The organism is Paracoccus zhejiangensis (assembly GCF_002847445.1).
Classification (GTDB): domain Bacteria; phylum Pseudomonadota; class Alphaproteobacteria; order Rhodobacterales; family Rhodobacteraceae; genus Paracoccus; species Paracoccus zhejiangensis.
In genome coordinates, this window is sequence record NZ_CP025430.1 from 30,397 (window position 1) to 56,386 (window position 25,990).

At 64.8% G+C, this 25,990-nt stretch carries 29 protein-coding genes; 12 read left to right on the plus strand and 17 right to left on the minus strand.

What is annotated here, in order from left to right; genetic code table 11:
- Positions 1-17: 17 nt before the first annotated feature.
- Complete coding sequence (locus CX676_RS00130) at positions 18-293, plus strand: hypothetical protein (RefSeq protein WP_157935802.1); 276 nt, start codon at positions 18-20, stop codon at positions 291-293.
- Between the two features lie 37 nt (positions 294-330).
- Here CX676_RS00130 and ppk2 read toward each other — a convergent pair whose 3' ends face one another.
- The 6 genes from ppk2 to secG form a co-directional block, all read right to left on the minus strand.
- A complete protein-coding gene (gene ppk2 / locus CX676_RS00135; protein ID WP_101750802.1) occupies positions 331-1,236 on the minus strand; it encodes a polyphosphate kinase 2 in 906 nt (301 codons plus the stop codon).
- Positions 1,237-1,357: 121 nt separating this feature from the next.
- Positions 1,358-1,822: a hypothetical protein gene (locus tag CX676_RS00140; protein ID WP_101750803.1), complete on the minus strand. Its 465-nt coding sequence runs from the start codon at positions 1,820-1,822 to the stop codon at positions 1,358-1,360.
- Positions 1,823-2,014: 192 nt separating this feature from the next.
- Complete coding sequence (locus tag CX676_RS23300) at positions 2,015-2,413, minus strand: PIN-like domain-containing protein (protein ID WP_157935803.1); 399 nt, start codon at positions 2,411-2,413, stop codon at positions 2,015-2,017.
- On the minus strand, positions 2,394-3,077 hold the full coding sequence (locus CX676_RS22410; protein ID WP_157935804.1) for a hypothetical protein: 684 nt from the start codon (positions 3,075-3,077) through the stop codon (positions 2,394-2,396). Before CX676_RS22410 ends, CX676_RS23300 begins: the two co-directional genes overlap by 20 nt.
- A gap of 59 nt (positions 3,078-3,136) precedes the next feature.
- Positions 3,137-4,780 (minus strand): CTP synthase, encoded by a 1,644-nt coding sequence (locus CX676_RS00145; RefSeq protein WP_101750804.1) that lies wholly within the window; start codon positions 4,778-4,780, stop codon positions 3,137-3,139.
- Positions 4,781-4,931: 151 nt separating this feature from the next.
- The gene (gene secG, locus CX676_RS00150) at positions 4,932-5,501 is read right to left on the minus strand and encodes a preprotein translocase subunit SecG (RefSeq protein WP_101750805.1); all 570 of its coding nucleotides are present in this window, start codon (positions 5,499-5,501) and stop codon (positions 4,932-4,934) included.
- 74 nt (positions 5,502-5,575) lie between these two features.
- Here secG and CX676_RS00155 point away from each other — a divergent pair, with 74 nt between their 5' ends.
- On the plus strand, positions 5,576-7,009 hold the full coding sequence (locus CX676_RS00155; RefSeq protein WP_101750806.1) for a cobyric acid synthase: 1,434 nt from the start codon (positions 5,576-5,578) through the stop codon (positions 7,007-7,009).
- A 170-nt stretch (positions 7,010-7,179) separates the two neighbouring features.
- Here the strand turns inward: CX676_RS00155 and cobD are convergent, their stop codons facing one another.
- Positions 7,180-8,142: a threonine-phosphate decarboxylase CobD gene (gene cobD / locus CX676_RS00160; RefSeq protein ID WP_101750807.1), complete on the minus strand. Its 963-nt coding sequence runs from the start codon at positions 8,140-8,142 to the stop codon at positions 7,180-7,182.
- A 214-nt stretch (positions 8,143-8,356) separates the two neighbouring features.
- On the opposite strand from cobD, the gene CX676_RS00165 reads away from it, so the two are divergent.
- From CX676_RS00165 to CX676_RS00200, 8 genes are all read left to right on the plus strand, one after another.
- Positions 8,357-8,860 (plus strand): type III secretion system chaperone family protein, encoded by a 504-nt coding sequence (locus CX676_RS00165; RefSeq protein WP_101750808.1) that lies wholly within the window; start codon positions 8,357-8,359, stop codon positions 8,858-8,860.
- 38 nt (positions 8,861-8,898) lie between these two features.
- Positions 8,899-9,711: a pyrroline-5-carboxylate reductase gene (proC, locus tag CX676_RS00170; RefSeq protein ID WP_101750809.1), complete on the plus strand. Its 813-nt coding sequence runs from the start codon at positions 8,899-8,901 to the stop codon at positions 9,709-9,711.
- A complete protein-coding gene (locus tag CX676_RS00175) occupies positions 9,708-10,040 on the plus strand; it encodes a tRNA-binding protein (RefSeq protein WP_101750810.1) in 333 nt (110 codons plus the stop codon). The genes proC and CX676_RS00175 overlap by 4 nt, the downstream gene beginning before the upstream one ends.
- Positions 10,040-10,999, plus strand: coding sequence for a 2-hydroxyacid dehydrogenase (locus CX676_RS00180; protein ID WP_101750811.1), 960 nt, complete (start codon positions 10,040-10,042; stop codon positions 10,997-10,999). Before CX676_RS00175 ends, CX676_RS00180 begins: the two co-directional genes overlap by 1 nt.
- Positions 11,000-11,081: 82 nt before the next feature.
- Positions 11,082-11,300, plus strand: coding sequence for a CsbD family protein (locus CX676_RS00185; protein ID WP_101750812.1), 219 nt, complete (start codon positions 11,082-11,084; stop codon positions 11,298-11,300).
- 265 nt (positions 11,301-11,565) lie between these two features.
- Positions 11,566-12,732, plus strand: coding sequence for a glycerate kinase type-2 family protein (locus tag CX676_RS00190; protein WP_332872943.1), 1,167 nt, complete (start codon positions 11,566-11,568; stop codon positions 12,730-12,732).
- Positions 12,729-13,688 (plus strand): magnesium transporter CorA family protein, encoded by a 960-nt coding sequence (locus tag CX676_RS00195; protein ID WP_101750814.1) that lies wholly within the window; start codon positions 12,729-12,731, stop codon positions 13,686-13,688. The genes CX676_RS00190 and CX676_RS00195 overlap by 4 nt, the downstream gene beginning before the upstream one ends.
- A gap of 50 nt (positions 13,689-13,738) precedes the next feature.
- Positions 13,739-14,809 (plus strand): DUF475 domain-containing protein, encoded by a 1,071-nt coding sequence (locus CX676_RS00200; RefSeq protein ID WP_101750815.1) that lies wholly within the window; start codon positions 13,739-13,741, stop codon positions 14,807-14,809.
- 47 nt (positions 14,810-14,856) lie between these two features.
- On the opposite strand, the gene CX676_RS00205 is transcribed toward CX676_RS00200, so the two are convergent.
- The 10 genes from CX676_RS00205 to CX676_RS00250 all read right to left on the minus strand — a co-directional run bounded on the left by CX676_RS00205 (position 14,857) and on the right by CX676_RS00250 (position 24,095).
- Positions 14,857-15,144, minus strand: coding sequence for a protealysin inhibitor emfourin (locus CX676_RS00205; protein WP_101750816.1), 288 nt, complete (start codon positions 15,142-15,144; stop codon positions 14,857-14,859).
- Positions 15,145-15,253: 109 nt separating this feature from the next.
- Positions 15,254-16,360 (minus strand): M4 family metallopeptidase, encoded by a 1,107-nt coding sequence (locus tag CX676_RS00210; RefSeq protein WP_101750817.1) that lies wholly within the window; start codon positions 16,358-16,360, stop codon positions 15,254-15,256.
- 167 nt (positions 16,361-16,527) lie between these two features.
- Positions 16,528-17,535, minus strand: a complete 1,008-nt coding sequence (locus tag CX676_RS00215; protein ID WP_101750818.1) for a sn-glycerol-3-phosphate import ATP-binding protein UgpC — start codon at positions 17,533-17,535, stop codon at positions 16,528-16,530.
- Positions 17,536-17,537: 2 nt separating this feature from the next.
- Entirely contained in the window at positions 17,538-18,386 is an 849-nt protein-coding gene (gene ugpE, locus CX676_RS00220; protein WP_101750819.1) for a sn-glycerol-3-phosphate ABC transporter permease UgpE, read from the minus strand.
- Positions 18,386-19,264: a sn-glycerol-3-phosphate ABC transporter permease UgpA gene (gene ugpA / locus CX676_RS00225; RefSeq protein ID WP_101750820.1), complete on the minus strand. Its 879-nt coding sequence runs from the start codon at positions 19,262-19,264 to the stop codon at positions 18,386-18,388. Before ugpA ends, ugpE begins: the two co-directional genes overlap by 1 nt.
- Before the next feature lie 68 nt (positions 19,265-19,332).
- Positions 19,333-20,646: a sn-glycerol-3-phosphate ABC transporter substrate-binding protein UgpB gene (gene ugpB / locus CX676_RS00230; RefSeq protein ID WP_101750821.1), complete on the minus strand. Its 1,314-nt coding sequence runs from the start codon at positions 20,644-20,646 to the stop codon at positions 19,333-19,335.
- Positions 20,647-20,982: 336 nt separating this feature from the next.
- Positions 20,983-21,990 (minus strand): DUF808 domain-containing protein, encoded by a 1,008-nt coding sequence (locus CX676_RS00235; protein WP_101750822.1) that lies wholly within the window; start codon positions 21,988-21,990, stop codon positions 20,983-20,985.
- A gap of 150 nt (positions 21,991-22,140) precedes the next feature.
- The gene (locus CX676_RS00240) at positions 22,141-22,710 is read right to left on the minus strand and encodes a fasciclin domain-containing protein (protein ID WP_101750823.1); all 570 of its coding nucleotides are present in this window, start codon (positions 22,708-22,710) and stop codon (positions 22,141-22,143) included.
- Between the two features lie 99 nt (positions 22,711-22,809).
- Positions 22,810-23,544, minus strand: coding sequence for an anti-sigma factor (locus tag CX676_RS00245; protein WP_101750824.1), 735 nt, complete (start codon positions 23,542-23,544; stop codon positions 22,810-22,812).
- Positions 23,541-24,095, minus strand: coding sequence for a sigma-70 family RNA polymerase sigma factor (locus CX676_RS00250; RefSeq protein WP_232816537.1), 555 nt, complete (start codon positions 24,093-24,095; stop codon positions 23,541-23,543). The genes CX676_RS00245 and CX676_RS00250 overlap by 4 nt, the downstream gene beginning before the upstream one ends.
- Positions 24,096-24,219: 124 nt before the next feature.
- On the opposite strand from CX676_RS00250, the gene cobS reads away from it, so the two are divergent.
- Positions 24,220-25,194 carry a cobaltochelatase subunit CobS gene (gene cobS / locus CX676_RS00255; RefSeq protein WP_101754038.1) on the plus strand — a complete coding sequence of 325 codons (975 nt, stop codon included), beginning with the start codon at positions 24,220-24,222 and terminating at the stop codon, positions 25,192-25,194.
- A 3-nt stretch (positions 25,195-25,197) separates the two neighbouring features.
- A complete protein-coding gene (locus CX676_RS00260) occupies positions 25,198-25,887 on the plus strand; it encodes an aspartate/glutamate racemase family protein (RefSeq protein WP_101750826.1) in 690 nt (229 codons plus the stop codon).
- The last annotated feature ends 103 nt before the right edge of the window (positions 25,888-25,990 follow it).

The following is a 25,990-nucleotide window of genomic DNA, read 5'->3' on the forward strand; positions in this document are numbered from 1 at the left end:
ACCCCAAGGAGGTTGCCGTGCATCGCTTCATCATTGCCCTCTGCCTGACCCTGCCTGCACTGCCCGCGCTGGCCGGTTCACCCAATAATCCCGGTGCCGGAGGTCAGTTCCTGCGCGACGAGGCGCGTGAGCTGAAGGAATCCGGCTCGACGGTCGGCGAATTCCTGAACGAGACCCGCGAGGCCGATCCCGATTTCACGCTTGGCGGGCATATCCAGGAGTTCGGCGAGCGTTTCCTTGGCTCGACCCCGAATCCGGCAAATGACCGTGGCGGCGGGAACGACCGCGACTAGCGCGCCGCAGCTTCACCCGATTATCCCGCCTCGGCCCTCAATACTTCTGCGGCACGTAGAGATCGCGGGGCAGCACGTCGCGCTCGTAATCGGGATTGAACACCCGGTTCGGCAGCTCGATCTCTTCGTGGGGCACCTCGGTATAGGGCATCAGCCCCAGAAGGTGGCTCATGCAGTTCAGCCGGGCACGCTTCTTGTCATTGCCCGGCACGATGTACCACGGCGCCTCGGGGATATTGGTGCGCTCGAACATCTCTTCCTTGGCCTTGGTATAGCTTTCCCATCGCACCCGGCTTTGCAGGTCCATCGGTGACAGCTTCCACTGCTTCAGCGGATCATGGATGCGCATGAGGAACCGCATCTGCTGCTCCTCGTCGGTGACCGAAAACCAGTACTTCACCAGCCGGATGCCCGAGCGGACCAGCATCCGTTCGAATTCGGGAACGTCCTGAAAGAACTGTTCGACCTCGTCCTCGTTCGCGAAGCCCATCACCCGCTCGACCCCCGCGCGGTTGTACCAGCTGCGGTCGAACAGCACGATTTCCCCGCCTGCCGGCAGATGCGGCACGTATCGCTGGAAATACCATTGCGTCTTTTCCCGGTCCGAGGGTGCGGGCAGGGCGACCACGCGGGCGACGCGCGGGTTCAGCCGCTGGGTGATGCGCTTGATGGCGCCGCCCTTTCCGGCCGAATCGCGGCCCTCGAAGATGACGACGATCTTTTCCTTGTAGTGGCTGACCCAGTCCTGCAGCTTGATCAGCTCGGATTGCAGGCGCAGCAATTCCTGGAAATACAGCTTGCGATCCATCTGCTCGGGATGGTTGTCGCGGTAGATGCGCCGGATCTCGGCGGATAGCACCGCATCCTCCAACTCGATCTCGTAATCCTCGTCCAGCGTGTCCTGAAGCTCGGCTTCGAACCAGTCCTTGGGCGCATCGTTCATGTTCGGCAATCCTGCAGTGACGTTACGTAGTTAGCAGAGAAAGATGACAAGTTAAAAAAGGTTGGGTTTCCAAACCTGCAGAATCTGCACATAAAGATTGTGCGCGGCGGCCTTTGCTCTGTCAGCGGTTGAAGCGCGCAGCGCAAGACCGCGTAACCCCCAGTACAAAGCCACCGCCGCGCACCCCGTCCACCGTGCCGCACCATTCGCCGTTCGTGCTGAACAGGCTGCGCGTGCCGCGCGCCGGACGATAGGCAACCCGCCGACCGTTCACGTCGAAAAGGTTCAGCACCCCGCCCGCATTGGTGCTGTAATAGCCCATGACCCCGCCATCGCCGGTGATGATCAGCCGTTCCGAATTCGCCGGGTTCGAGGGCCGGTTCTCGTAGGCCGAGCTGGAATTGGCGCTGTTCGCCGCGCTGTTCCAGGCGGAATTGGGCGAGTTCGACATGCGCGACGGCTTGTTCGCCGGATGGGCCGGGCCAAGGTCGAAGGGAATCTGCGACTGTTCGATGACGATCAGGGGGGCGTCAGCGAGGGCAGGGGTTGTGACGAGTGCGACGACGGTGGCGAGGGCGAGACGCATGGGGTGGATCGCTCGTTATGGTTTTGAGCGATTGTGACGCGTTGGGGGCGGTTTGGGTAGGGGGGAGGGGATGGGTCGGCGGAAAGCTGTCAGCACCCGAAACGCCGGTTCGCCTGCAGGATCGAAAGCCGGAGACCTATTGGTGACGTCTTTGCAACCGATGGACAGTCCTCTAGCCTTTCGGCGACCGGTCTACAGAAGTTTGAATTTGCTTCCCTTGTTCTCGGGCAGAAGGTAAAGCCCATTCCGATTATTCAATCGCTGTTGGACCATGCGTTCCCAATGCCAGAGGATAAGGGCCGCCTGCTGCGTAATTGGTTTTCTCTGAATGGTGGGGGCTAGATAAAAGGCAAGTACTCCCGACTTGAGTATTGCTGCTTTTTCAGGCTTTCGCTTCGCGTTGTGAACATCTTTGGACAAAGTTATCCAGTTAGATTCCTTGCCAATTTTTGTGTAGAGTTCTATATCAGAAATATTCTTGGGAAATTTGTCCCGAAGTGCGCACGCTTCATGTCCCTCAATTTTGATTGCCTCGTGAAGGCATCGAGCTAAGGCTGGTGGCATGTTGTGGTCAAATAGTACTCGGATCATGCTTGTCTAGTGATCTCTCGTACTTGATAGCCGAATTGACGTATTTCGTAGGAATCTCGTATAGTTTGCCTATCTGTGAGGCCGTCATGCCGAGTTTGTGCTCTCCGAGCAAAGTGCCTGTGGAGATGCCGTATTTCTCAAGTATCGGGGCGCCGAACGAGCGCCTCGGGTCGATAATGACCTCTTTATCCGCTGTTGGACGCCATCGAACTACCCTGCCGTTCTCATAGTCGAGATCCCTCAATGAAAGCTCGACGATTTTTCCAAATATCTTTTGCCCAGGGTTTTTTCGAGACAAGCTTTCATAGTTTTCTTCGTCTTCAAGTGCCTTGAAGACGATCTCTTTTCCATCTGTTTTAAAACTGAGCGAAGATAGTGGGCGCTCGATCCCGTATTTTTCCTGTGCTATCAAAATCGCTGTACGTACTGCTTGCAGCGAAACGCCGGCACGACGGAAGGCTCCTACGACTCGAGTCTCAATGAGATCAAGAAAACTAATAGCGGTGGAGTCATCGAATGCGCTATATCTTGCATTCCAAATAGGCTCTGAAGAAGAGGTTCCTCTAGTCCAACGAATAATATCGACTGCAGAGCCGCCGATCAGCCTTGCGGCCTGCTGTGGTGTGTAGACACCTTCGCCAAATATTTCGTGGTCGAGCGGCACTTGTTCCTCCTGCAGCCATTGTATTGGTCACAGATCGGACCAACACAATAGTGAAGTTCTCACACCAACCTTGCCCCCACCTTCGCCGCCTCCACAAACCCCGCAAACAGCGGCGCGGGCAGGAACGGCTTCGACTTCAGTTCCGGATGCGATTGCACGCCGATGAACCACGGGTGATCGGCATATTCCACCACCTCGGGCAGCTTGCCGTCGGGGGACATGCCCGAGAAATGCAGGCCGGCGGCCTCCAGCTGGTCGCGGTATTTCGCGTCGACCTCGTAGCGGTGGCGGTGGCGGTCTTCCATCTCGGTCGCGCCGCCATAGATCTCGGAGATCTTCGAGCCGGGCTCCAGGATCGCGGTATAGGCGCCAAGGCGCATGGTGCCGCCCTTGTCGTCGCCGACCTTGCGTTGCACGGTGTAATTCCCCTGCACCCATTCCTTCAGGTGATAGACGACCGGGGTAAAGCGGGTCTGGCCGGCCTCGTGGTCGAATTCCTCGGAGCCCGCATCGGGCATCTCGGCCAGGTTCCGGGCGGCCTCGATCACCGCCATCTGCATTCCCAGACAGATGCCCAGATAGGGCACCTTCTTCTCGCGCGCATATTTCGCTGCGGCGATCATCCCCTCGGTGCCGCGCTCGCCGAAACCGCCCGGCACGATGATGCCGTGATAGCCGTCCAGAAGATGCGCGCCTTCGCCTTCCAGTTTCTCGCTGTCCACCCAGTCGGCCTTGACCCGCACACGGTTCGCCATGCCGCCATGGGTCAGCGCCTCGGCGATGGACTTATAGGCATCCTCGAGCTGGGTATATTTGCCGACAACGGCGATCTTCACCTTGCCCTCGGCATTCTGCAGCCGGTCCATCACGTCTTCCCACCGCGACATGTCGGGGCGCGGGGCCGGGCTGATGCCAAAGGCGTCGAGCACCGCCTGATCCAGACCGGCGCGGTGATAGGCCAGGGGGGCCTCGTAGATCGATTTCAGGTCGTAGGCCGGGATCACCGCATCGGGGCGGACATTGCAGAAAAGCGCGATCTTGGCGCGTTCCTTTTCCGGGATCGGATGTTCGCTGCGGCAGACCAGCACGTCGGGGGCCAGGCCGATGGACTGCAATTCCTTGACGCTGTGCTGGGTGGGCTTGGTCTTCAACTCGCCCGAGGCAGCCAGATAGGGCAGCAGTGTCAGGTGCATCAGGATGCATTGGCCGCGCGGACGTTCGTGGATGAACTGCCGGATCGCCTCGAAGAAGGGCAGGCCCTCGATATCGCCGACCGTGCCGCCGATCTCGCACAGCATGAAGTCCACCTCGTCCTCGCCGATGGACAGGAAATCCTTGATCTCGTTGGTGACGTGGGGAATGACTTGGATGGTCTTGCCGAGATATTCGCCACGGCGCTCCTTCTCCAGCACATTGGAATAGATCCGGCCCGAGCTGACGGAATCGGTCTTGCGGGCCGAAACGCCGGTGAAGCGCTCGTAATGGCCAAGATCCAGGTCGGTCTCGGCGCCGTCATCGGTGACGAAGACCTCGCCATGTTCAAAGGGCGACATGGTGCCGGGGTCGACGTTCAGATAGGGGTCTAGCTTGCGCAGCCGCACGGTAAAGCCCCGCGCCTGCAACAGCGCCCCCAGCGCGGCGGACGCCAAGCCCTTGCCGAGTGAGGAAACCACGCCGCCGGTGATGAAGATGTAACGCGCCATTGGGCCCCCGTGATGTCGTCAAATTCAAGTCATAGCGGGCCGCCGAGCGACCTGCATCACGGGAGTCAAGAAATAACCGATTTGTCCCGTGGCCGCAACGGACCGCAAGTGGATGTGGGGCGATTTTCACACCCCGCAATTTCTGGTGAGCTTAGTTGGTCGCAGGTGCGGCCGGTTCGGCGGGCGTTTCCGCCGCCGGTGCAGTCTCGGCCGCGGGGGCCTCTGCCGCAGGTGCCTCGGCTGCCGGAGCAGCTTCAGCCGGGGCTTCCGCAGCCGGCGGGGTCACAGGCGCGGCCGCCGCATCCGTCGCCGGGGCAGCCGCTTCAGGCGCCGCAGCCGCATCACCGGCCGGCGCGGTAGGCGCGGGCGGCGTCACCGGCTGGCCGCTGGTCGCGGGCGGGGGCGTATAGGTGCCAAGGCCCGGCAGGTTCGTCGCCGGTGCCTGCTGGCTCTGACCGTTGCCACCCAGCTGGTCGATGATCGAGCCGGTCGAGGCTTCGCGGGCCGCGATGATGGTCAGCGCGATCGAGGTCACGAACAACGCGATGCCGAAGATCCAGGTCAGCCGGGTAAAGACGTTCGCCGCCTGACGGCCGGTCATCACCCCGCCGCCACCGCCGCCGCCCATGCCAAGGCCACCGCCTTCCGAGCGTTGCAGCAGCACCACCCCTGTCAGAAGCAGGGCCAGAATCAGATGGATCGTCAGCACGACGTTTTGCACGGGGCGGGCCTTTCCTTTGCGGACGCGCCTATCTAGTCATCCGCAGAGATGATGGCAAGCGGTGGGTGGCCTCGATGGGCGCGGTGATGATTCAGGGCACGGGCTCGAATGTCGGCAAGTCGCTGCTGGTCGCGGGCCTCTGCCGCGCGGCTCGGCTGCGCGGGCTGTCGGTCGCGCCCTTCAAGCCGCAGAACATGTCGAACAATGCCGCCGTGACCGCCGATGGCGGCGAGATCGGCCGGGCGCAGGCGCTGCAGGCGCGGGCCTCGGGGCTGGAGCCGGTTTGCGACATGAACCCGGTGCTCTTGAAGCCCGAGACCGATACCGGCGCGCAGGTGGTGGTGCAGGGCCGCGCCGTGGCTCGGGCCGAGGCGCGCGACTATGCGGCGCTGAAACCGCGTCTGCTGACGGCGGTGATGGAGAGTTTCGACCGGCTCAGGGCCGCCCATGATCTGGTCATCGTCGAGGGCGCGGGCAGTCCCGCCGAGGTGAACCTGCGCCCGCGCGACATTGCCAATATGGGATTCGCGCGGGCGGCCAATGTGCCGGTGGTGCTGGCGGGTGACATCGACCGGGGCGGGGTCATCGCCCAGATCGTCGGCACGCAGGCGGTGATCGATCCCGAGGATGCCGCGATGGTGCGGGGGTTTCTCATCAACAAGTTCCGTGGCGACCCGCGGCTGTTCGACGATGGCTATCGCTTCATCGCCGAGCGCACCGGCTGGCCCGGCTTCGGCGTCCTGCCCTGGTTCAGGGACGCCATCCGCTTGCCGGCCGAGGATGCGGTCGATCTGCGCGCCTCGCGCGGGGCGGGGTTGAACGTGGTCTGCCTGACCCTGTCGCGGATCGCCAATTTCGACGATCTCGACCCGCTGGCCGCCGAGCCCGGGGTGCGGCTGACCATGCTGGGGCCAGGGCAGGTCTTGCCGGGCGATACCGATCTGGTGGTGATCCCCGGCACCAAATCCACGCGCGGCGATCTGGATTTCCTGCGGGCGCAGGGTTGGCATATCGACCTTCAGGCGCATCTGCGGCGGGGCGGGCATGTGCTGGGTCTCTGCGGCGGCTACCAGATGCTGGGGCGAGCCATCCGCGACCCGCAGGGCACTGACGGTCTGCCGGGCGAAAGCGAGGGGCTGGGCCTGCTGGAGGTGACGACCGAGATGGCCGGGGCCAAGCGGCTCGAGCGCGTCAGCGGCACCGCCCTTGGCCAGCCGCTCAACGGCTACGAGATTCATATGGGCCGGACCGAAGGGCCGGATTGCGCGCGGCCCTTCGCCCATCTCCCCGGCCCGGATGGCGCGATCAGCAGCGACGGGCGGGTGATGGGCACCTATCTGCACGGTCTTTTCGCCGATGACCGCTTTCGGGCCGGCTTCCTGGCGCGGCTGGGGACGGCCTCGCAGCCGGGATACGAGGCGGGCGTCGAGGAGACGCTGGACCTGTTGGCAGACCATATGGAGCGGCATCTGGATGTCGGGGCGATCTTGGGGCTGGCGCGAAGCTAGCAGACCCGGCCCGTGCGACCAGCGCGGGCCAGCGGCCGACCGCCCGCAAGGGCGGCCGCTTTGGGTGACGTCCTGCGCCGCACAGCGGGTCGATATGCTGGCGCCATAAAGGCGCTTCGTTCACCCGCAGGCAGCGGCCACCCGCGGTCGGCCGCTGGCCCTCCGCCCCGCTATCGCTTCATCGCCGCCGCCACCCGGTCCCATTCCGCGTGATCGCCCGGAATGCCCATGCGCAGCCATCCGCCCGAATAGGGAAAGCGCCGGGTCCAGATCTGCGACCGGGCCAACCCGTCCTGCGCGGCTTCCGCATCCCCGGTCTCATACAACCGGAAGAGATGCGTGCCGCCGACCACCTGCCAGCCCCTTTGCATCGCCAGCCGGTCCAGCCGCAGCGCCGCCTCGCTGTGATAGACGACTGCCGCGTCGGCCCATGCCGCATCCGCCATCGCCGCCGCCCCGATCTCCAGCGCCTGGCCATTGACCGACCACGGCCCCGCTTCGCGCGCCACCGACGCCAGCAGCGATGGCGCGCCCAGCAGGAAGCCAAGCCGCAGCCCCGCCAGCCCCCAGAACTTGCCGAAGCTGCGCAGGATGCTGACATTCGCGGGCATCCGGCCTGCCAGCGACAGGTCTGGCCTCGGATCGGCAAAGCTTTCATCGACGACCAGATGCCCGACGCGGTCCGCGAGGTCGGCGAGCACATCGGGCGCCCATTCGCGCCCGTCGGGATTGTTCGGATTGACCACCACCGCCAGATCGGCGCCCGCCATGGCCTCGATGGTCGGAACGTCGCCGACCTGCCAGCCCGCCGCGCGCAGGCTGGCGGCATGTTCGTTATAGCTGGGCGCAATGACCGCCGCGCGGCCCTTGGGCAGGACACGGGGCAGAAGCTGGATCGGCGCCGAGGCCCCCGCCATCGGCAGCACCTGTTCTGCCTCGCAGCCGAACCACGCCGCCGCCACCGCGATCAGCCGCGCCCGCGCCGATTCGGTCGGCAGCGCGCGCCAGACCGCCTCGGGTACTTGCCCCACAGGCCAGGGGCGGCGGTTGATTCCTGTGGACAGATCGATCCAGTCGCCCCCGCCAAAGCGCGCCTGAGCCCGATCGATATCGCCGCCATGGTCCCGATTCATGCGGGTTTTCCCCCTGTCCGCCGCCTGCGCGACTGCTAGGCAGTGCCTCGTTGCGAGGCAAGCCGTTAAGGAAATTTTACTTTACACCCTACCATTTCCAACACAGGATATAGTGTAAGCAGCCAAGGCATCCCGCCGGGTGTTGTGACTGCCACCAAGACTAGCGGCGACAGAACCGCTTCCTCAGACGGGCGAAAGCAGGCAGGGGACAGACATGGCTCAGACAGATCATTACATCCACAGCGACGAGATCCACCCGATCGACATTGTCGAGTCGGTGGCCACCCATCACGAGTGGGACTTCGACCGCCTCGCCGATGACCAGATCGCCATGGTGGTCGAGGGGCAGTGGCGCAGCTACTCGATCACCCTAGCCTGGTCGGCGCGGGAAGAGGTGCTGCGGCTGATCTGCACCTTCGACATGGACCCGCCCGAGGAGCGTCTGCCCGAGCTCTATGAGACGCTGAATCTCGCCAATGATCAGGTCTGGGATGGCGGCTTCACCTTCTGGGCCGAGCAGAAGCTGATGGTCTGGCGCTATGGTCTGGTGCTGGCCGGCGACACCATCGCCGCGCCTGAGCAGATCGACCAGATGATCTGCAACGCGCTGCTGGGCTGCGAACGCTTCTACCCCTCGTTCCAGCTGGCTGCCTGGGGCAACGCCAGCCCCGCCGCCGCGCTGGACATCGCTTTGTCCGAAGCCTACGGACGGGCCTGACGGGGGCGCATCTTCCCCGACGGCATGAGGGGGAATGAATGACCGATTTCAACGATCTGAACAGCCGCGGGCTGGTGCTTGTGGGCTGTGGCCGCATGGGCGGGGCGATGCTGAAGGGATGGCTGGCGCGCGGGCTGGAACCGGGCGCGGTGACCGTCATCGACCCGAAACTGGCCCCCGACTGGCAGGACAAAGGTCTGCGGGTGAACGCGCCCTTGCCCGAAAACCCCGCCGTTCTGGTTCTCGCGGTGAAGCCGCAGATGATGGCCGAGGCGCTTGGCGAGATGCCGAAACTGACCGACACGCTGGTCGTCTCGGTCGCCGCTGGCACCACCATCGCCACCTATGAACAGGCCTTTCCGGGCAGCCCGGTCGTGCGGGTGATGCCCAACACCCCCGCCGCCATCGGGCAGGGTATTTCCGCGATGATCGGCAATGCCGCCGCCACGCCGGCCCATCTGGATCTGGCCGAGGCGCTGATGCGCGCGGTCGGGCGCGTGGTGCGGCTGGAGGGCGAGGACCAGATGGATGCGGTCACCGGCCTCTCGGGCAGCGGCCCGGCCTATGTCTTCCACCTGATCGAGGCGATGGCCGCCGCTGGCGTGGCGCAGGGCTTGCCGGCAGACCTGTCGCTGGAACTGGCTCGGATGACCGTGGCCGGGGCCGGGGCGCTGGCGGTCGATGCCGATGAGGACCCGGCGGTCCTGCGCGAGAACGTCACCTCGCCCGGCGGCACCACAGCGGCCGGGCTGAAGGTGCTGATGGATCCGGACACCGGCTTGCCGCCGCTGATGGCGCGCACGGTTGCCGCGGCCACCGAACGCGGCCGTGAACTGGGGAAAGCGAAATGACCATTTCCTTCGACGATTTCCTGAAGGTCGATATCCGTGTCGCCACCATCACCCGCGCCGAACCCTTCCCCGAGGCCCGCAAGCCCGCGATCAAGCTTTGGCTGGATCTGGGCGAGCTGGGCGAGCGCAAGTCCTCGGCCCAGATCACCAAATATTACCAGCCCGAGATGCTGGTCGGAAAACAGGTGCTCTGCGTGGTGAATTTCCCGCCGCGCCAGATCGGCCCGGTCATGTCCGAGGTGCTGGTGCTGGGTGTGCCGGATGAGGAGAACGAGGTCGTTCTGATCGCGCCCGATCTGAAAATCCCGAATGGCGGAAGGATGTATTGATGAAACTGCTGGTCACCCGCCCGATGACACCCGCCGCAACCGAGGCGATCTGCGCCCGCTTTGACGCGAGCTTCCTGCCCGACCACCCGCTGACGCCCGCCGAGGCGCGGCAGGCTATGCAGGATCACGACCTGATCCTGCCGACGCTGCGCGACGGCTTCACCGCCGAGGCCTTTGCCGGTGCCGCGCCCGGCGATCTGCGCTGCAAACTGCTGGCGAATTTCGGCGTGGGCTTCAACCATATCGATATCGAGGCGGCGCGGACCGCCGGCATCGCCGTCTCGAACACGCCGGGCGCGGTCACCGACGCCACCGCCGACATCGCCATGACGCTGCTGCTGATGGCCGCCCGCCGTGCCAGCGAGGGCGAGCATCTGGTGCGCAGCGGGGCATGGGACGGCTGGTATCCGACCCAGCTTCTGGGCACCCACGTCACCGGCAAGACCGTCGGCATCATCGGCATGGGCCGCATCGGGCAGGCCATTGCCCGGCGCTGCCATTTCGGCTTCGGGATGCGGGTGGTGTTTCACAACCGCTCGGTGGTCTCGTCGCTGGACTTCCCGGCCGAGCAGATGCCGGATCTCGCCGCGACGCTTTCGGCCGCCGATTTCGCCGTGGTCGCGGTGCCGGGTGGCGCCGGGACGCGGCATCTGATCGGGGCGGCGGAGCTGGCCGCACTGGGGCCGGGCGGCTATCTGATCAACATCTCGCGCGGCGATGTGGTGGACGAAGCCGCGCTGATCGCGGCGCTGCAATCGGGCGCCATCGCAGGTGCCGGGCTTGATGTCTACGAGCAGGAGCCGCTGGTCCCCGAGGAGCTGCGCAAGCTGTGGAATGTCAGCCTGCTGCCGCATCTCGGCACCGCCGCCGAAGAGGTTCGTACCGCCATGGCGCTGCGCGCGCTGGACAACCTGGTCGACTTTGCCGAGGGCCGCCCGCCGCGCGATCTGGTCACTTAACAATTGCTCAATCGCGGAACTGCGGTTTCCGAGCCTGCGTTTGACCCCGGTAATCAACGCGCAATTCTGAAAGGAGCACGCGATGAACTGGGATATCGTTGAAGGCAAGTGGAAGCAGCTCAAGGGTGCCGCTCGCGCCAAATGGGGTGATCTGACCGATGACGAATACGATCAGGTCGCCGGCAACCGCGAGCAGCTGGCCGGCAAGCTGCAAGAGAAATACGGCTGGACCAAGGACGAGGCCGAAAAGCAGGTCGACGAGTTCGCGCGTGATGTGGATCGCGACCTGAAGAACCTCTGAGATCAGACACCGGCTTTGCCGGTGGGCGCCAACCGGCAAGCGGGACACCCGTCCCACCTGTAGGTTCACCAGTATATGCCGCCGCCGAGCAATCGGCGGCGGCTTTTTTGCGGCGCCGGACCGGGCGATCTTTGCGCCCGCCAGTCCGTGAACGCCTCTTTCCTTTTTCAGCGAAACAGGCTCATCTTGCGCCATGACAGAGCTTGGCGAACGCGCGATGGCCTTGATCCGCGCCGGTATTGCGGCTGCGGACCCCGCGGCTTGCGTGACAGCAAACCTGGATCAGGCGCTGGCCGATCCGCCCGCCGCAGGTGGGCGCTGGCATGTGATCGCGCTTGGCAAGGCGGCGCGGGCCATGGCGGTCGCGGCACTGGCGGGCCTGCCCAAGGGCACGACTGCGCTGGTCATCACCAATGCCGGCAATGATGCGCCGCTGGAACGCGCGCGGGTGCTGACCTCGGGCCATCCGGTGCCAGATGCGGCGGGTGAAGTGGCGGCGCGCGAGGTTGAGGCGATCCTGCAAGCGGCAGGTCCCGATGACCGGGTGCTGGCGCTGATCTCGGGCGGCGGGTCGGCCATGCTGCCGGCGCCGATCCCCGGGCTGACGCTGAAGGACAAGCAGGCGGTGAACAAGCTGCTGCTGGCCGGGGGTGCCGATATCACCGAGACCAACCTGATCCGTCAGGCGCTGTCACGGCTGAAGGGCGGGGGCTGGCTGCGGACCAGCCGCGCCCCGGTCACGGCGCTGATCCTGTCGGACGTGCCGGGCGATGATCTGCGCGTCATTGCCTCGGGTCCGACGGTCGCGCCGATCGGCACGGTGGCCGAGGCTGCCGCCAAGGCCCGTGCTCTGGGTCTCTGGGACGGGTTGCCCGGCGCGGTGCAGGAAGCATTGACCCGCGCCGAGGATCGCGGCGCGCTGCCCGAGGCGCGCAACATCCTGATCGGCTCGAACCCGCAAAGCGTGGCGGCGATGGTCGCGGCGGGGGCTTCTCAGGGGCCGATCCAGCTGGAAGGCGATGTGCAGGACTGTGCCGAGGCGATCCTTGCGGTGGTGCGCGACCTGCCCGACGGCGCGGCCATGGCCTTCGGTGGCGAGACGACGGTGACGCTGACCGGCAAGGGCATGGGCGGGCGCAACCAGGAACTGGCACTGCGTTTCGCGCGGCTGGCCAGCGAGACGCTGGCGCGCGACTGGGTTTTTGCGAGCGTCGGTACCGATGGCCGCGACGGGCCGGGGCAGGCTGCGGGCGGGCTGGTCGGACCCGAAACCATCGATCTGATCCGCAAGGCCGGCATCGATCCCGATGACGCGCTGTCCCGGAACGATTCCACCCCAGCGCTGAAGGCCGGCAAGGCGCTGGTCACCACCGGCCCGACCGGCACCAATGTGGCCGATCTGGCGATCTTCATCCGCGGAACGGTGGCGTGATCCGCGCCTATACGCTGGCCGGCAATAAGCTGGTCCCGCTGCCCGAGGGGGTGGACCTGGCAGAGGCGATCTGGATCGACCTCTGGTCGCCGACCGACAAGCAGATCGCCGACGCGACCGCGCTGGGGATCGACGTGCCGAGTCTTGCCGATATGGAAGAGATCGAGATATCTAACCGGCTCTACCGTGAAGGTGACACCGAATACATGACCGCCGTGCTGCCCGGCGAATTGCCCGACGGCACAAGGGTCGCCATGCCGGTGGCCTTCCTTCTGTCGCCGGGCCGGCTGGTCACCGTGCGCCACCATGCGCCGCGCCCCTTCAACACCTTTCCCGATCGGGCCGAACGCTCGACCACCGGCTGCCGCTCGGCCGAAAGGCTGTTCCTGGGCCTGATCGAAGAGATCATCGCCCGGCTGGCCGACATCCTGGAAAACTCGGGCCGGGTGCTGGATGCGACGGTGCTGAAGGTTTTCGATGCCGGTGCCGACAGCCCCTCGGCGGTGCTGCAGGCGGCCTTGTCCAAGGTGGGTGCCGAGGCCGAGCTGATGGCGCGGGTGCGGCTTGGCCTGCTGACGATCGAGCGGCTGCTGGCCTTCTACACCGCCACCACCGACGAGCGCCCCGATACCGCCAAGATCCGGGCGGTGCTGCGCGGCCAGCAGCGCGATGTCCAGGCGCTGGAGGTCCATGCCGATTTCCTCTCGTCGCGGGTCAGTCTGTCGGTCGACACCACGCTGGGGATGATCAATCTGCAGCAGAACAAAACGGTGCGGATCCTTTCGGTCATCGCCGCGCTGTTCCTGCCGCCGACGCTGATCGCCAGCATCTACGGGATGAATTTCGAGGTCATGCCCGAACTGCAGCAGCGCTGGGGATATGGCATGGCGCTGGTGATGATGGTGGGTTCGGCGGTGGGCACCTATCTCGTGCTGCGCTGGAAGAAATGGCTGTAACGCGCTGAGTTCAGGCGCGGCCGAAGCTTGGGAAGGTAAGGGGTCTGCAGATGCGTTCAACGATGTCCTATCTGGTCTGGCCGCTGATCGTGACGGTTCTGGGCGTGGCACTGGCCGGGTTCATTGGCTGGGAATTCACCGGGCGCAGCTCGGGGGCGATCTCGTTCCTGCTGATCGCGGCGGTGCTGGCAGTGCTGGAAATCTCGCTCAGCTTCGACAATGCCATCGTCAATGCCAACAAGCTGAAAACCATGTCGCCGATCTGGCAGCGACGCTTTCTGACCTGGGGCATCCTGATCGCGGTCTTCGGGATGCGGCTGTTGTTCCCGCTGATCATCGTGGTGATCGCGGCCAAGATCGGGCCATGGGCCGCCGTCATGCTGGCCGCCACCGAGCCCGGCGAATACGCGCGGATCATGGGCGAGGCGCATCTGCCCATCGCGGCCTTTGGCGGGTCGTTCCTGATGCTGGTCGCGCTCAGCTTCTTCTTCGACCAGTCGAAGGATGTGGACTGGATCGGCCGGTTGGAGCGGGCCTTGCGCGCCCTCGGTTCGGTCCGGGGGATGGAGGTCGGTTTCGTCCTCGTCATCATCCTGCTGTTCGTCTGGCTGCTGCCGGTCAGGGACGAGAAGATCTTCATGTTCTCGGCCATGTGCGGCATCGTGACCTTTCTGGCCGTGGATGCGCTGGGGCATGTTCTGGACCGCTGGGGCAAGAGCGCGGGGGCGGCGGAACAGGGCGGGTTTGGCGCCTTCCTCTATCTCGAGGTGCTGGATGCCTCGTTCAGCTTTGACGGGGTGATCGGGGCCTTTGCGCTGACGCAGAACCTGTTCCTGATCGCCATCGGGCTGGGGATCGGGGCGATGTATGTGCGGGCGATGACCGTCATGCTGGTCGAGCGCGGCACCTTGGCCGAGTTCCGATTTCTGGAACATGGGGCCTTCTGGTCGATCCTGATCCTCAGCATCATTATGTTCGGCCAGACCATGTGGCACATCCCCGAGGCGGTGACTGGTCTGCTGGGCGCGGGCTTCATCGGCATGGCCTTCATCAGCAGTCTCATCTGGAACCGCCGACATCGCGAGCGCGAGGCGGATGAGGAAGAGGCGCGCAACGGCTGACCTCGCCCTCGGCGCGGGCCGGGGCGCGGTGAACCGGGGCGCTCTGCCTACATCGAGTCGATCAGGTCCAGCATCTCGGGCGGCAACTGGTCCTCGGGGATGGAGTAGACATGCTGCCCATCCTTCGGGTCGGTCACGGTGATCTTGTAGACCATCGCATCGGCCGAGCGTGACCGAACGCTGCGCGAGGCCAGTTGGTCCAGATCGCGTGGCTCGAAATACTCGCAGATCTCCTGCTGGACCGCCGCGGATTGCTGGTCCACGTCGATCCGCTTCTTGACGCCAGCTGCGGCGATCCCGCCAAAGCCGCCGCTGGACGAGATTTCAATGATCATGGCAATGCATCCAGCCGTTACCGTTGCGCAACTCATCGCGCAAAAGATAGGCGCGGCAGGCGATTCCGGCAAGATCACTCTATGGACAGGTTGCCTCAGCCGGCCCCGATCAGGCGGGCAGCCCAACCAGCTTCCACGCCCGGCGCAGCATGATCACCTCGGTGCTGCCCATGCCGTGAATGGCGGTGGCGGCATCCACGGTCTGCTGGCACCATTCGGCAAAGCTGGCCAGCGGGTTGTTCAGGTCCTGAAGCGCGCGATACCAGATCTGCCCGGGCTTTTCCCAGGAATTGCCGCCAAGATACTGGCAATAGAGGTAGAAGGCGTGGTTCGGGATGCCCGAGTTGATATGCACCCCGCCATTGTCATCGGTGGTGGACAGGAAATTGTCCATGTGGAAGGGCTGCGGGTCCTGGCCCAGCAATTCGTCGGCATAGGCGGTGCCGGGGGCCTTCATGCTGCGCAGGCCGACGCCCTTCACATCGGGGCCAAGGATGCCGCCGCCGATGATCCAGTCGGCCGCATCCACATCCTGCCCCAGATGGCGCTGCACCGCGATGGCGCCGAAGACATCGGCGATGCTTTCATTCAGTGCCCCGGACTGGTCCTGATAGACCAGCCCGCCGGAATGCTGGACGACACCATGGGTCATCTCATGCGCGATAACCGAGAGGTCGATGAAGGTCTTGAACAGCTTGCCGTCGCCATTGCCATAGGCCATCTGCCGGCCGTCCCAGAAGGCGTTGTTGTAATTGCGGCGGTGGTTCACCGTGGCGATCAGCGACTGGCCCTCGCCATCCAGCGAGTTGCGGTTGAACTGGGTCGCATAGAGCGAGAAGACCTCGCCCGCGCCGTCATAGGCATTGTCGACATCGGCATTGCCGGTGGGGTCGTCGCCTTCCGCGCGGACCAGCTTGCCGGGCAGCGCGGCCTTGTGCTCGCCGTCATGGATACGGCGGTCGGGGGTAAAGCCGGGCGCGGCGCTGCGCCGCTTGCCGCCCCGCGCGACGGCAGCGGTGGGCTGGTCGGGCGGGGGCGGGGTGACATGGCCCTGTTCCTGCCGTTCCTGCCGCAATTGCTCGGTCTGCTTCAGCAGGCTGCGGGCCATGTCGGCCATCTTTTCGTCGCCGCGCAGCGCGATGACGCGTAACATATGCGGGGGGACGATGCAGTTGATCGGGTGATGAGTGGCGTTGCCGCAGACCGCAAAACACATGACACAGATTCCTCTTGCTGGCAGCAAAAGATTAACACAGGTTAACGCCAGAACAAAGAGAGAACATCAACCGCAAAGGGTTGTGCAGGGGGAATTGCTCACCCTTGTGACTGGATGTGTTGGGGCGTGGGGTAGGGTCGAGGCAGGGCCGAGGCCCTGCCCGGATCTCAGTCCAGCCGCTTGCCGCTGTCCGCGTCGAACCGGTGTAGGGCCTGCGCCGGCACCGACAGGCGCAGCACCTCGCCCAGATCGGCATCCGAGGGGGCGGTGACGGTGAAAGCCTCGCCGCCGACCAGGCCATGGACAAGCCGCTGCGCGCCCAATTCCTCGACCGCGTTGATGCGCAGCTCGATCGGGCCGTCGGCGGTGATGTCCATATCCTCGGGGCGGATGCCCAGCAGCCCGGCATGGGCGCTGCCCGGCAGATGCGGCACGGCGCGGGCGGGGATAAGGTTCATCGCGGGCGAGCCGATGAAGCCCGCGACGAAGGCCGAGGCGGGGCGGCGATAGACCTCAAGGGGCGTGCCGATCTGCTCGACCTTGCCCATGTTCAAGACGACCAGCCGGTCGGCCAGTGTCATCGCCTCGAGCTGGTCATGGGTGACATAGAGGCTGGTGGTGCGCAGGCGCTTCTGCAGCTCCTTGATTTCCAGTCGCATGGCCACGCGCAGTTTCGCGTCGAGGTTCGACAGCGGCTCGTCGAAGAGGAAGGCCGCCGGTTCGCGCACGATGGCGCGGCCCATGGCGACGCGCTGGCGCTGGCCACCCGACAGGGCGCGGGGCTTGCGGTCGAGATAAGGTTCAAGCTGCAGGATGCCCGCCGCCTCGGCCACGCGGCGATCGATCTCGTCGCGCTTGGTGCCGCGGTTCTTCAGCCCGTATTCGAGGTTCTGGCGCACCGACATATGCGGGTAGAGCGCATAGTTCTGGAACACCATGGCGATGTCGCGGTCGGCCGGCTCGATCTCGTTCACGACGCGATCAGCGATTTTGACCGTGCCATCGGTGATGCTCTCCAGTCCCGCGACCATGCGCAGCAGGGTGGACTTGCCGCAGCCCGAAGGCCCGACCAGCACGATGAACTCGCCATCGGCGATGTCGATATTCACGTCGCCGATGGCACGGGTGCCGCCGGGATAGACCTTGCCGACATTCTCCAGGGTGATGGATGCCACGATTATTTCTCCGTCTCGACAAGACCTTTGACGAACAGCTTCTGCATGGCAATGACCACGGCGACGGGCGGCAGCATCGCCATGACGGCGGTCGCCATCACCAGATGCCATTGCGGCAGCCCGTCCACCGCGTCGGCCATGCGCTTGATGCCCGCAACGATGGTGTAATAGCTGGAATCGGTGGTGACCAAGAGCGGCCACAGGTACTGATTCCAGCCATAGATAAAGAGGATCACGAACAAGGCCGCGATGTTGGTGCGCGACAGCGGCAGCAGGATGTCGCGGAAGAATTTCATCGGGCCGGCGCCGTCGATCCGCGCGGCCTCGGTCAGCTCGTCCGGGATGGTCAGGAAGACCTGCCGGAAGAGGAAGGTCGCCGTGGCCGAGGCAATGAGCGGGATCGACAGGCCCGCATAGCTGTTCAACAGCCCCAGCCCCGCGACCACCTGGAAGGTCGGCACGATGCGCACCTCGACCGGCAGCATCAGGGTGATGAAGATGCACCAGAAGGCGAGGTTGCGCAGCGGGAAGCGGAAATAGACGATGGCGAAGGCCGAGAGCACCGAGATGATGATCTTGCCGATGGCGATCATCAGCGCCATCACGAGGCTGTTCAGCATCATCATCCCCACCGGCGGGGTACCGCTGGTGGAAAGGCCGCTGTCGAGCATGCGGCTGTAGTTCTCGATCAGATGCGGGCCGGGCCACATCGGGATGGTTCCCGAGGAAAAGTCGGTGGCCGTATGGGTGGAGGCGACGAAGGCGATCCAGACCGGCATGGCGACGATGGCCACGCCAAGGATCAGCACCAGATGCGCCAGAAGGTTCAGGCCGGGGCGGTTCTCGATCATCAGTATTCCACCTTCTTCTCGACCCAGCGGAACTGGATCACCGTCAGCGCGATCACGATCAGCATCAGGATCACCGATTGCGCGCCCGAGCTGCCAAGGTTCTGGCCGACGAAGCCGTCGAAATAGACCTTGTAGACCATGATGTTGGTGGCCTGCGCCGGGCCGCCCTCGGTGGTGCTGTCGATGACCGCGAAGGTGTCGAACATGGCGTAGACGATGTTCACGACCAGAAGGAAGAAGGTCGTGGGCGAGATCAGCGGCAGGGTGATGGTGAAGAAGCGCTTCACCGGACCGGCGCCGTCGATGGCCGCAGCTTCGCGCAAGCTGGCCGGGATCGACTGCAGGCCGGCGACGAAGAACAGGAAGTTATAGCTGATCTGCTTCCAGGCGCTGGCGATCACCACCAGCAGGAACGCATCGCCCTTGTCGCTGATATGGTTCCAGTCATAGCCGACCTGATCGAGGAAATAGGGCAGGATGCCGATGGTCGGGTTGAAGATGAACCACCACAGGATGCCGGCGACGGCGGGGGCGACGGCGTAGGGCCAGACGAGCAGCGTCGTGTAGGTCTGGGCCGAGCGGATCATCCGGTCGACCGCCACCGCGAGCAGCAGCGAGAAGCCCATCGACAGGATCGTCACCGAGACGGCAAAGACCGCGGTCACTTGCAGCGAGTTCAGGTATTCGGGGCTGTCGAGCAGCCGCCAGTAGTTCTCCATGCCGACGAAGGTCGACTTCATCCCGAAAGCATCTTCGCGCAGGAAGCTTTGCCAGACGGCCTGGGCGGCGGGCCAGATGAAGAAGATGAAGGTGATGGCCAATTGGGGGGCCAGCAGAAGCCAGGGCAAAAGCTGGTTGCGAAAGATCGTGCGCTTCATCTTGTCACTCGGGTCCGTGAGGATGGGGGCCGCAGCATCGCCACGGCCCCCGGGATCAGCCTATCAGCTTACTGGTTCTGCGCCTGGAATTCCTCGATCAGCGCATTGCCACGCTCGACCACGCCATCCAGCGCGCCCTGGGCATCCTTGGACCCCGACATGAGCTGTTCAAACTCCTCGTCGATGATGCCGCGGATTTGGACATAGTTGCCAAAGCGCAGGCCCTTGGAGTTCTCGGTCGGCGTGTTCAGCGTGATCTGCTTCAGACCGGTATCGGCACCCGGGTTCTCACCGAAGAAGCCGGCCATCTCGTCAGCCGCCGCCTGGGTGATCGGCAGATAGCCCGAGAACGAGGCCCAATCGGCTTGGACTGCCGGGCTCGAGAGGTACTCGAAGAACTTCGCGGCGCCGGCATATTCCTCGTCCGGACGGCCCGACAACACCCAGAGCGTCGCCCCGCCGATGATCGAGTTCTGCGGCGCACCCTCGACATCGTCGTAATAGGGCAGCATGCCGAAGCCCAGTTCGAAGTCCTTGGCATTGGCGATGACGCCGGCGCGGCTGGCCGAGCTGTTCATGATCATCGCGCATTCCTGCGAGTAGAACATGGGCGGTGCGTTGTCGCCGCCGACCGGGCCGCCATATTTGAAGATGCCCTCATCGGCCCATTTCTTCAGGTTGCCCCAATGCTTGACCTGCACCGGCCCGTTGACGGACAGGCGTGCGCCCAGCCCGCCGAAGCCGTTTTCCAGCGTGCCGATCGGCTGGTTGTGCCAGGCGCTAAGGTTCTCGGTCTGGATCCAGCTGATCCAGCCGGTGGTGAAGCCGCAGCTGGCCGCGCCGGACTCCATAATCTTCTTGGAGAACTCTTCCATCTCGGCCCAGGTCTTGGGCGGGGTGTTCGGGTCCAGCCCGGCCTTCTCGAAGACCGACTTGTTGTAATAGAGGATCGGGGTCGAGCTGTTGAAGGGCATGGACAGCATGTTGCCGTCGGTATCGGTGTAGTAGCCGACGACCGAGGGCAGGAAGGCCGACTGGTCGAATGCAGCGCCCTGATCCTTCATCAGCTGGTGAACCGGGATGACGGCGCCCTGTGCGGCCATCATGGTGCCGGTGCCGACCTCGAAAACCTGCACGATGGCGGGCTGTTCATTGGCACGGAAGGCCGCGATCGCGGCGGTCATGGTTTCGGGGTAGGTGCCCTTGTAGGAGGGGACGACCTTGTAATCGGTCTGGCTGTCATTGAAGCCCTTGACGATCTCTTCCAGCTTGGCGCCCAGTTCGCCGCCCATGGCGTGCCACCACTGGACCTCGGTCTGTGCGCTGGCCGACATGGCCGACAGCGCAAGCGCGACGGCCGAAGCCGTAAACAATGATTTCATAAGATTTTTCCTCCTGCTGAGGTCATGGGTACTGACGCGGTCTAGCCTCCCGCCGTGACAGTCCCACAACCATTTTGTGAAGGAAATGTGACAGTCTTTGACTGAACGGTCAACGAAAGGATGGGCGTTTTTTGCAGGGGTCGCAAAATGGCCAGCAGAGGGCCAGCGGACGACCGCGGGCAGCCGCTGGGGCGGTTCGTGTACCTGCCTTCATGGCGCAAGGATATCGAACGATTGTCCGGCGCTGGACCGCGAAAAAGCGGCCAGCCGCCGGGACGGCAGGCCGCTGGCCCGGGCCGCTGGCGCGGCGTATCCGGGCTGTTGTCTGCCGGCGTCTCAGACCTTCTCGGTCTTGCCGAACAGGCCCTTGATCCAGCCGATCAGCGGAATCACCGTCGCGCCGAGCAGCGGGTTGATGATGTACTTGGCCAGCGGGATCAGGATCAGGCCGATCACCAGACCGACGATGCCGTCGAAGAAGGCGGTGGTGGCCCAGTTGGCCAGCCCGGCGATCTGCGGCAGGGCAAGCGCGGCGGCCTCGGCCTGGTGCTTGATCCACTCGTAAGGCTGGTGCTGGCCCATCTCGTGCAGGCCGTGGATGATGATCTGGCCGCCGACCCAGATCATCGCGGCGGTGCCGACGACGGTCAGCACCTTCATGAAGCCCGGCATGATTTTCACGATGCCCCGGCCAAGCGCGGCCAGCGCGCCCTGACGCTCGGTCGCCAGGTGAACGCCGACATCATCGGCCTTCACGATCAGCGCGACGAAGCCATAGACGGCGACGGTGATGCCGATGGCGACGATGAACAGGATCAGCGCCTTCATCCACAGCGTATCGGTCGCGGGGATGGTCGAGAGCGCGATGGTCATGATCTCGGCCGAGAGGATGAAATCGGTCTTGATCGCGCCGGCAACCCGGGTTTCCTCCAGCGCCGCGCCATCCTGGTCCGGATGGGTGTGCTTGGCGCTGTCATGGGCGTCGGAGTGGCTGCCGAAAGCATGGGCGACCTTTTCCGCGCCCTCGTAACACAGATAGGCCCCGCCGATCATCAAGAGCGGCGCGATCAGCCATGGCGCGAAGGCCGAGAGCAGAAGCGCGATGGGCAAGAGGATGATCAGCTTGTTGAAGATCGAGCCGCGCGCAATCTTCCACACGATCGGCAATTCGCGGCTGGCGTCGAAGCCCTGGACATATTTCGGCGTCACCGCCGCATCGTCGATGACCGCGCCGGCCGCCTTGGCCCCGGCCTTGACCGCCTGACCCGCCACATCATCGATGGATGCCGCCGCGACCTTCGAGATCGAGGCCACGTCATCCAGTAGCGCAATCAGACCACTCATCCGGTATCTCCGTCCTGTCCTGTCCCGTAACTGCCCTGCCAACGCTGCGGGCGCAAGTTCGGTTCACCCCGGGCAGGACGAAAGACGGGGACAGGAAAAGTCCCGCCCGCGCCAGAGAGGGGGCGCGGGCGGGTGATGCCGTGGGTCAGCTTACATCGCGTCCATCTTCGGCATCAGCACGGTGTCGATGACATGGATGACGCCGTTCGACTGATCGACATCGGGGATGGTGACGACGGCGGTCGTGCCATTCTCGTCTGTCAGGGTCAGCGCCTTGTCGCTGTCACGGATCGCGGCGGTCAGCACGCAGCCGCCAACCGTGTTGACCGCATGGGCGCCACCATCATCTGCGATCATCTTGCCGATGGCCGGCGATATGGCGTCCACTGCGGCGACATGGCAGGTCAGCACCTTGGCCAGCATGTCCTTGTTCTCGGGCTTCAGCAGATCCTCGACCGCGCCGGCGGGCAGCTTTTCAAAGGCGGCATTGGTGGGGGCGAAGACGGTGAAGGGGCCGGGGCCTGACAGCGTCTCGGCCAGTCCGGCGGCCTGCACGGCGGCGACCAGCGTGGTGTGATCGGCCGAGTTCACGGCATTCTCGACGATGTTCTTGTCGGGGAACATCTCGGCGCCGCCCACCATGGTATTGGCCGCCCATGCGGCAAAGCCGAGGCTGGCGGTCAGGGTCATCGTGCCGATGGCCAAAGTCATGCGCTTCATCTGTGATCCTCCTTGAGGGTTCAGGCGCGCTCCTCGCGCCCTGTGCCTCAAGACACGGAGGGGATGCGGCGAAGTTGCGGGCAGGGACCCGCCCTCGCCTCACGTTTGCGTGAGTGTGGAGTGCGCCATGATGGTCCCGGTCGGCTGGCCCGTGGGTGACCCGCCAAGCGGTTCGTCCGAGATCGCCAGCTGCACGTCGGTTCCCGGTTCCAGTCCCTCGGGCAGGACCATGGTCATGCTGCCCTCATGCGGAACAAGGCCAAGTGAGACCGGCGTGGCCTCGGGCCCGGCGATCCACCACAGCTCCATGTCACGGCCCTCATGGGCCTCGCCTTCCATCATGGCGACCTTGATCTCGCGGCCTTCGACATGGGCCTCGACCATCATGCCTTCCATCGCCAGCTGGGCGACGTAATCCGGCTGGTCCTGTCCCGGCAGCAGGATGACGGCCAGCGCCACGGCGCCGGCGGCCACCGCGCCCAGAAGCCAGCCCATCCAGCCGCCCGACCTGCCCGAGCTGCCAGCGCGTCCGCGCCGGATCTGTGGTACATCGGCCAGCGGCTCGCGGGCGTGGCCAAGCGCCCGCTGGATCCCCAGCCGCGCACCGGCCGGCGCCATCACCGGGGTCAGTTCATTGGCCATGCCGGCCAGGCGCTCCTGCCACAGCCGCACCATGGCGGCGAAAGCGGCATCCTCGGCCAGTCGCTTGCGCGCCGCCTCGGCCTCGTCCTCGGCCAGAAGGCCAAGGGCGAATTCCGCGGCCAGCGCCTCGGTTTCCTCTTCCGGGGTCAGTGGCACGGGCGCGGGCGGGGGAGGGGGAGGGGTGTCGGTCATTGGCTCACGCAGTCCTTCAACTGCACCAGCCCGCGCCGCAGCCAGCTGCGCACGGTATTGATCGGTGCGCCGGCGCTCTGGGCCAGTTCGGCATAGCTGGCGCCCTCCAGGTAGACGGCACGCAGGGCCAGCGCCTGCGCGTCCCCCATTTCGTCAAGGCAATTGTCCAGCATCCGCTGCTGCTCCCGGCGGATCACCTGTTCCTCGGGACCGGGCGCAGACGAGGCGACGGCCTCGGCAGCCTCGGGCAGCGCGGCGGGCGGGCGGCCATTCTCGGCCCGCAGGCGGTCGATGGCGCGGTTCCGTGCAATGGTGATCAGCCAGGTCATCGGCGACAGCCCGTTGGCGGCATAGCGCCCGGCATTGTTCCAGACGCGGATATAGACTTCCTGCAGCACCTCCTCGGCCGCGGGACGTTCCTTCAGGACCGACAGGCAGACGGCGTGAAGTTTCGCCGAGGTCGCCTCGTAAAGCGCATCGAAAGCCTGCCGATCGCCAAGGGCGACGCGGGCGATCAAGGCCTCGATTTCAGCGCGTCGGCGCTCGAGCACGGGACGTCCTTCCATTGGCTTCGGCCACGTTAGGCCGCAGCGCGCACCGGCGTCAACGCCAGCGACCTTGCACCTGACCCACGAATGCGCGATCAAGCAACGGATGCGAGTGAAGGGGCCCGAGATGCTGGACGCGACGACCAAACCCACCGAAGAGATCGACCTGCGCGAGGTGTTCGGTCTGGACAGCGACATGAAGGTCAAGGGCTTTGCCGAAAAGACCGACCGCGTGCCCGAGATCGACCCGACCTACAAGTTCGACCCCGACACGACCTTGGCGATTCTGGCGGGCTTTGCCTATAACCGCCGGGTGATGATCCAGGGCTATCACGGCACCGGGAAATCCACCCATATCGAGCAGGTCGCCGCGCGGCTGAACTGGCCCTGCGTGCGGGTGAACCTCGACAGCCATGTCAGCCGGATCGACCTGATCGGCAAGGACGCGATCAAGCTGGTCGATGGCAAGCAGGTGACGGTGTTCCACGAGGGCATCCTGCCCTGGGCGCTGCGCAACCAGACTGCCATCGTCTTCGACGAATACGATGCCGGCCGCGCCGACGTGATGTTCGTGATCCAGCGCGTGCTGGAGGCCGACGGCAAGCTGACGCTCTTGGACCAGAACGAGGTGATCACGCCGAACCCCTATTTCCGCCTCTTCGCGACCGCGAACACGGTGGGTCTGGGCGACACGACCGGCCTTTACCACGGCACCCAGCAGATCAACCAGGGCCAGATGGACCGCTGGTCGCTGGTCGCCACGCTGAACTATCTCAGCCATGACGCCGAGGCGGCGATCGTGCTGGCGAAGAACCCGAACTACAACAACGAGAAGGGCCGCCGGATCATCAACCAGATGGTGACGCTGGCCGACCTGACCCGCACCGCCTTCATGCAGGGCGACCTGTCCACCGTCATGTCGCCGCGCACGGTGATCAGCTGGGCGCAGAACGCGCGCATCTTCGACAATGTCGGCTATGCTTTCCGGCTGACCTTCCTGAACAAATGCGACGAGCTGGAACGCCAGACCGTGGCCGAGTTCTATCAGCGCCTCTTCGACGAGGAACTGCCGGAGAGCGCGGCGGCGATCGCGGGGCAGTAAGCCGTGCATCTGGGCCTGATCGGCGGCATCGGCCCGGCGGCGACCGTTGTCTACTACCAGCGCCTCTGTGACGCCGTGGCGGCGCGGGGCGGAACCTTGGACCTGACCATCGTTCAGGCCGATATCCAGACGCTGATCCGCAACAACCTGGCGGACCGCAGGGCAGAGCAGGCCGGGATCTATGCACGGCTGATCGACCGGCTGGCGGCGGCGGGGGCGGATTGCGTCGCCATCACCTCATTGGGCGGGCATTTCTGTCTCGAGGAGACGCGGGCGATCTCGGCCCTGCCCATTGTCTCGGCGGTCGCGCCGCTGGACGATTACTTCGCAGCGCAGGGGATCGGGCGTGTCGGTCTTCTGGGGACGCGGGTGGTCATGCGAACGCGGCTTTATGGGCAGTTGACCCGGACCAAGGCGGTGGTGCTGGACGACCGGATCGAGGAATTGGGCCAACGCTATCAGGATCTCGCCGTCCGTGGCCATTGTCTGCCCGAAGATCGCACGGCCTTCTTCGCTGCCGGCCGCGAACTGGTCGAGAAGCACGGGGCCGAGGCGGTCGTTCTGGCCGGCACCGACCTGAACCTCGCCTTTGACGGCACCGATCCGGGCTATCCGGTCATCGACGCGCTGGATGTGCATGTTAATGTGCTGGCCGATCTGGCGACGGGGCGGCGGGGGCTGGACACCGTCTGACCAGCAGGCCCGGCTCTCAGCCGCGCATGGTAGTGTATCCGCTTTTCCTTTGCCCGAATCGTTCCCCGCATGGCAATATTTCCCCTGCAAACACAAGGGGTTC